Source organism: uncultured Nostoc sp., from assembly GCF_964245445.1.
Taxonomy (GTDB): Bacteria; Cyanobacteriota; Cyanobacteriia; order Cyanobacteriales; family Nostocaceae; genus Nostoc.
Window position 1 is genome coordinate 1 of sequence record NZ_CAXTNE010000378.1, and the last position, 5990, is coordinate 5990.

Genomic DNA, 5990 nt, shown 5'->3' on the forward strand with positions numbered 1-5990 from the left:
ATTCACAAAATATTATTAGTGGGATAGGTTCATGAGTTCATTAACATCAGATTTATAGTTAAAAATATCTATTTAATTTATTTTATTATATAAAAAATATTTATTCTCTTGCCTCAAATTTCAAATAAAATTTCATCAGGGAGGTGTAGGAATCTAATCTCCAGCAATTAAGGCAATTTTAATTCAAAAATCTTTTTCATCTCTAATTGAGAAAATCTTGATCCAATATACTACATTTTATCTTAATCTTCACGAGTGCTAATTAAGTTAAAATGGTAGATATTTATCGTAGACTATAATACGTTTATTCTATTGTGGCACAAATTTTTTTATGGTAAGCTCTACCACGCCTTATTTCTTAAGTGGCTTTTTAGAAAATTCATTTAACTTCAAGCATCATGTACAAGATTTTTTAGATTTAGATCCCGAAACTGTAGAGACAAAGTTAGCAGCAGAAAAAGAAGAAATAAAAAACTTAGGACATGAAGATTTTAATTGGCAAGAAGCAAGTACTTTCTATCGTGATAAAGTAGGAGAATTTTACTTATTTGAATTGGGGGCTTGGCATCTGTCAAGTCATGAGTATATTGGAGATATGTTGCGCTTGATTGCAGATTCTGCCCAAGGTCGAGTCTTAGATTTTGGTGGTGGAATAAGAACTCATGCCCTTGGTGCTGCTCTTTGCCCACAAGTTGAGCAAGTAATCTATTATGATATTAATCCGATAAATTGTGATTTTGTCCAGTATCGATCTGAGAAAATGGACTGGAAAAAAAATAGTTTTTGCTCTTGAAATGCCTGAAAAAGATAAATTTGATACAATTTTATGTTTTGATGTTTTAGAGCATTTGTTAGATCATAGCCAGCATTTATTGCAATTTTATCAAGCTTTTAACTCTGATGGTAAGATGATAGTGAATTGGTATTTATTTAAAAATTTTAATCAAGAATACCCTTTTTATTTAGATGATCCTAAAATAGTAGAAACATTTTTTTATTTCAGAGTCACTTTTTAGAGGTTTTTCACCCTTACCTAATTACAACTCGCTGCTACCGTAAACAGAGTTTAATTTAATTGCATATCTTTGGGGTGGAGCCATAACAAAGCCCAATAAGCTACGTTGTTTAGGTGAAAAAATGATGTTTATAAAAATACATTAACGACGAAAATGTACCATAAAATGCACCATAAATTATTATTTATGTCTACCCCAATGGGCCCGCTAGGTTCAGGATTAGGAGGCGGAGTAGAGTTGACCCTATATAATCTTGCTAAAGAGATGCTGTGGCGAGGACATAAGTTAGAAATTGTTGCACCGCAAGGGTCTATCAGCAATTCATTACCTATTAAAGAAATTGCCGGAGAACTAATACAGATACCAGCGCAAAATCAGAGTCGTAGTGATCCAATTTTGCTGCATAAAAATTCTGTTTTAGCGAATATGTGGGATTATGCTCGTCAAGTGCAAGCAGATTATGATTTGATTGTGAATTTTGCTTATGATTGGCTGCCACTATATTTAACACCATTTTTTAACTGTCCGATCGCACATTTTATCAGTATGGGTTCTTTAACAGATACAATGGATCAGATTATTGAACAAGTAGCAATCAATTTTCCCAGTACTATCGGTGTTTACACTCAAACACAAGCAGCAACTTTCACCTTTGCAGAACGGTGTATTTGTCTGCTAAATGGTTTGGATTTATCTATTTATCAATTTTGCCCCAAACCAACTCAGAGCTTGGCATGGGTAGGTAGGATAGCTCCTGAAAAAGGGTTAGAAGATGCAGTAGCAGCAGCAGAAATGACTGGCATTACACTCAAAATATTCGGGTTAAAACAGGATGTATCTTATTGGGAAAAGATTTGTCAAGAATACCCTGATGCTCCCATAGAATATGTAGGATTTTTACCAACGGTTGAGCTACAAAAAGAGTTAGGCCAATGTCGAGCAATTTTAGTAACTCCTCGTTGGATAGAAGCATTTGGCAATATAGCGATAGAGGCGCTTGCTTGTGGAGTACCTTTAATTGCTTACCGTCGGGGTGGTTTAACAGAAATTGTCCAAGAAGGCAAAACTGGTTTTTTGGTGGAACCTGATAGTGTTCAAGGTTTAGTAGAAGCGATTAAGCATTTGGATGAAATTGACCGTCAAGCTTGTCGCCATCAAGCAGAAACTTTATACTCTTTAGAAGCTATGGGCGATCGCACTGAAGAGTGGTTTCAAAAAATTCTGAGAAACTGATATAGTATTAATCAACATTTGCCCTCAACTACGGCGCGTAGCTTGCCGCCGTAGGCATCGCTAATATTCCCGCATCCCCATCTAACGTTACATCCACACCTACTGGTAAAGCGGTATTCGGACTATCATGACCAAAAGGTAAATCAGAAACAATCGGAATGCCCAAATCACCTAAGCGATCGCGCAATACTTCTTCTACACTAAAGCTAGGCACAGTTGGCGGCGCTTCACAGCGAGTAAAACCGCCCAAAGCAATACCGCAGACTTGAGACAAAGCACCGCTCAAACGCCACTGTGTCAGCATCCTGTCAATACGATAAGGTGCTTCTGTAATATCCTCCAATGCCAGAATTACACCATCCAGATGTGGCAGGATTGGTGTACCCAAAAGGTGAGTAGCGACTGTGAGATTACCTGGTAATAAAGTGCCAGTAACCACACCACCGCCCCAGCCGCAACCTTTAAGAGGGGTGAAAGAACTACTTTCTACCCAATCAAATAATCTCTCTATTGACCAATCTGGCTCATCTGCCAAAGTCGTCAGTACGGGGCCGTGAACGCCGGAAATTCCTGCTTTATAAAGGCTCCATAATAAAGCTGTGATATCAGAAAAGCCAATCAACCACTTGGGAAGCGCTGAGTTTGGCCAATTCCAATCTTCTAAAATACGCGTGCTGCCAAAACCACCTCTGGCACAGAGGATGCCACGACAATCGGGATCTTGCCATGCTGCTGCTAGTTGCTGACGACGGGTTTCATCTTTACCAGCAAGATAACCCCATTTGTCATCTATCTCCGGACTGATTTCTACTCGATAACCACGCGATCGCCAAATTTCTACACTTCGTTCTAATGCCTCAAATTCTCGCAAAGCACCACTAGGGGTAATTACCTGTAGTAAGTCTCCACGTTTCAGAGGCGGTGGTAAAATTTTGGATGGCATGAAAAAAGCTAGGAGTTAGGGGTTAAGAATAAGAACTATACCTCAGAACTTTTATAAAATTTTGTTAAATCATTTTTTAAATTACTGAGTGTTCCTATAATTAGGGTAAGAATTACACAAACCAAAAGGAAACATTTGCAGTCAAAGGTTCTGGTAGTGGTTTTCCTTGTGCTTGGTAATCTTCAATCAAAAGTTCCAGCACTTCCTCACCATTATTGAGAGCATCTGCGTAGGTATTCCCATGAGTATGTGCATAAGGGCCAAACTCAGGTAGGCTTACAATGTACTTTTTATCTTCCATCGACCACTGAATTACAATACTATATTGTGGTTTCATTCGTGTTCTCCTTTGTCTTCTTCCTCCAGGTGTTTTATTTCTATGAGCGCATTTCTAACATATTTTTCCTGGTAACGATCTGCATCCGCTCCGTCTTTTCCAGACAAAGTAAGGCTATCAAGTAGTAAAGGATGGCTCCATACCGTATGACTGCCTTTGGCACTTGTATAAGTAAATCCAGCTTTGAGGAGCATTGCTTTTAGTTCCCGAATTTTCTTGGGCACTGTGAGAAATTTCTGACGTAGCTACAAATATTTTGTCATGACTATTGGGGAAAATCTCAGACCTACAGGGACGATACAGTAAATGTTTTCAATCAGTATTGTTAGCTTTTTGCGGCAAAAGATAAATACCCCCAGATATTAAAGTTAGGGCGACAGAAATCCAAAAGGCAATCACCGAGGGAATTTGCCAAACTTCACCTAGAGGTGCAATCAAAAGTGCGATCGCAACTATTTGACTAACAGTTTTGAATTTACCCCAAATATTCGCCCCCGTAATCGTCGTTTGATTCACCCGCCAACCAGCGATCGCTAATTCCCGCGCTAAAATCAAAAACACTCCCCAAGCTGGCACTTTTCCTAGTTCAATAAAAACCAGTAACGGCGCAAGTACCAAAAGTTTATCCACTAAGGGATCAAGAAACTTACCCAATTCACTAATTTGGTTGAGTTTTCGCGCCAAATAGCCGTCTAACCAATCAGTCAATGCAGCAATGAGAAAAATAGCCAAACATATCCACTGAGCTTGAGGTGTGGGATTATATAAACCGTAAAGCAGAAATGGTATCCCCAATAGACGAGAGAAGGTAATCCAGTTGGGTATAGTCATAGGGAATTCAAAAATCAAACTTCAAAATTAACAAGTGTAAAGCAACAAGCAGCCAAGCAAATATGCAAAATCTATGCAGATTAGTGTATCTGAGTGTGGCTGCGTGGGAAAATCTGTTTTCTGTAGCTCTCCTAAAACAATACTATGACTGAACACACAGACTCTCAATTCCGCATCGAACGCGATTCAATGGGCGATCGCCAAATTGCTAGTAGCCTTTATTACGGCATTCAAACGCTGCGGGCTATAGAAAACTTTCCCATTAGCGGCATAAAGCCTTTACATACTTACGTAGATGCTGGATTAATAATTAAAAAAGCTACAGCTATTGTGAATGGGGAACTAAATTGCATTCCCCAAGATATTAGTCAGGCGATTATCCAAGCAACTGATGAAATCTTGGCTGGGAAGTTCCGGGATCAATTTGTCGTGGATGTTTATCAGGCGGGTGCTGGAACATCCCACCACATGAATATCAACGAAGTTTTGGCAAATCGCGCCTTAGAAATTCTTGGTGAAGAAAAGGGCAATTACAAACGTGTTAGTCCCAATGACCACGTTAACTATGGGCAGTCTACCAATGATGTGATTCCTACCGCAATTCGCATTGGTGGATTATTGGCATTATCCAAGACATTACACCCAGCAATAGATGGTGCGATCGCATCCTTAGAAAACAAAGCTGTAGAATTTCAAGATATCGTTAAATCTGGCAGAACCCACTTACAAGACGCAGTACCCGTGCGTTTGGGTGAGAATTTTCGGGCTTGGGCGCAAATTCTTACAGAACATCAAAACCGGATTTACACCGCCTCTGGTGATTTGATGGTGCTGGGTTTGGGAGGTAGTGCAGCCGGAACGGGGTTAAATACTCATTCTTTGTATCGCGCCCGTGTGGTAGAAGTTCTCTCAGAATTGATTGATACTCCTTTAGAACCTGCACCCCATCTTATGGCAGCCATGCAGAGTATGGCCCCATTTGTAAATGTTTCTGGTGCTTTACGCAACTTAGCGCAGGATTTAGTCAAAATATCTCATGATTTACGACTGATGGATTCGGGGCCAAAAACAGGCTTGAAAGAAATTCAACTGCCTCCAGTGCAACCCGGTTCCTCAATTATGCCAGGGAAATATAACCCAGTAATGGCAGAGATGACATCAATGGTATGTTTTCAGGTGATGGGTTACGACAGTGCGATCGCATTAGCTGCACAAGCCGGACAATTAGAATTAAATGTGATGATGCCACTAATTGCCTATAACCTAATTCACAGTATCGAAATTCTGGGTAATACCATCGCTGCACTCACCGAACGCTGCATCCAGCGAATTACTGCTAACCAGGAACGTTGTTTAGCTTATGCCGAAGGCAGTTTAGCTTTAGTAACCGCACTAAATACCCATATCGGTTATTTAAATGCTGCTGCTGTCGCCAAAGAATCTTTAGAAACTGGTAAATCCCTGCGGCAGATTGTTTTAGAACGCGGGTTGATGAGTGAAGCAGACTTAGCTACAGTGTTAAATCTAGAACAAATGAGTGCTATCTTACCGCTCAAAACAGAATAATAAGGTATTGGGGACTGGGGATTGGGTATTGGGTACTGAGAAAGTATTCCTAAATATTTATTTC

At 39.8% G+C, this 5990-nt stretch carries 8 protein-coding genes; 4 read left to right on the forward strand and 4 right to left on the reverse strand.

Features of this window, described 5'->3' with window-relative positions:
• Window positions 1–331 precede the first annotated feature (331 nt).
• The 3 genes from ACFE90_RS35245 (at window position 332) to ACFE90_RS35255 (ending at window position 2249) form a co-directional block, all read left to right on the forward strand.
• On the forward strand, window positions 332–793 hold the full coding sequence (locus tag ACFE90_RS35245) for a hypothetical protein (RefSeq protein WP_375506913.1): 462 nt from the start codon (window positions 332–334) through the stop codon (window positions 791–793).
• Window position 794: 1 nt separating this feature from the next.
• Window positions 795–1016 (forward strand): hypothetical protein, encoded by a 222-nt coding sequence (locus tag ACFE90_RS35250; protein WP_375506914.1) that lies wholly within the window; start codon window positions 795–797, stop codon window positions 1014–1016.
• Between the two features lie 186 nt (window positions 1017–1202).
• On the forward strand, window positions 1203–2249 hold the full coding sequence (locus ACFE90_RS35255; protein ID WP_375506915.1) for a glycosyltransferase family 4 protein: 1047 nt from the start codon (window positions 1203–1205) through the stop codon (window positions 2247–2249).
• Window positions 2250–2277: 28 nt separating this feature from the next.
• On the opposite strand, the gene ACFE90_RS35260 is transcribed toward ACFE90_RS35255, so the two are convergent.
• From ACFE90_RS35260 to pgsA, 4 genes are all read right to left on the reverse strand, one after another.
• Window positions 2278–3192, reverse strand: coding sequence for an LD-carboxypeptidase (locus ACFE90_RS35260; protein ID WP_375506916.1), 915 nt, complete (start codon window positions 3190–3192; stop codon window positions 2278–2280).
• Between the two features lie 112 nt (window positions 3193–3304).
• Window positions 3305–3529, reverse strand: coding sequence for a type II toxin-antitoxin system HicB family antitoxin (locus ACFE90_RS35265; RefSeq protein WP_375506917.1), 225 nt, complete (start codon window positions 3527–3529; stop codon window positions 3305–3307).
• Complete coding sequence (locus ACFE90_RS35270; RefSeq protein ID WP_375506918.1) at window positions 3526–3753, reverse strand: type II toxin-antitoxin system HicA family toxin; 228 nt, start codon at window positions 3751–3753, stop codon at window positions 3526–3528. Before ACFE90_RS35270 ends, ACFE90_RS35265 begins: the two co-directional genes overlap by 4 nt.
• An 88-nt stretch (window positions 3754–3841) precedes the next feature.
• Window positions 3842–4360, reverse strand: a complete 519-nt coding sequence (gene pgsA, locus ACFE90_RS35275; protein ID WP_375506919.1) for a CDP-diacylglycerol--glycerol-3-phosphate 3-phosphatidyltransferase — start codon at window positions 4358–4360, stop codon at window positions 3842–3844.
• A 144-nt stretch (window positions 4361–4504) separates the two neighbouring features.
• Between pgsA and ACFE90_RS35280 the strand changes: the two genes are divergently transcribed.
• Window positions 4505–5926, forward strand: coding sequence for an aspartate ammonia-lyase (locus ACFE90_RS35280; protein ID WP_375506920.1), 1422 nt, complete (start codon window positions 4505–4507; stop codon window positions 5924–5926).
• Window positions 5927–5990: the final 64 nt, after the last annotated feature.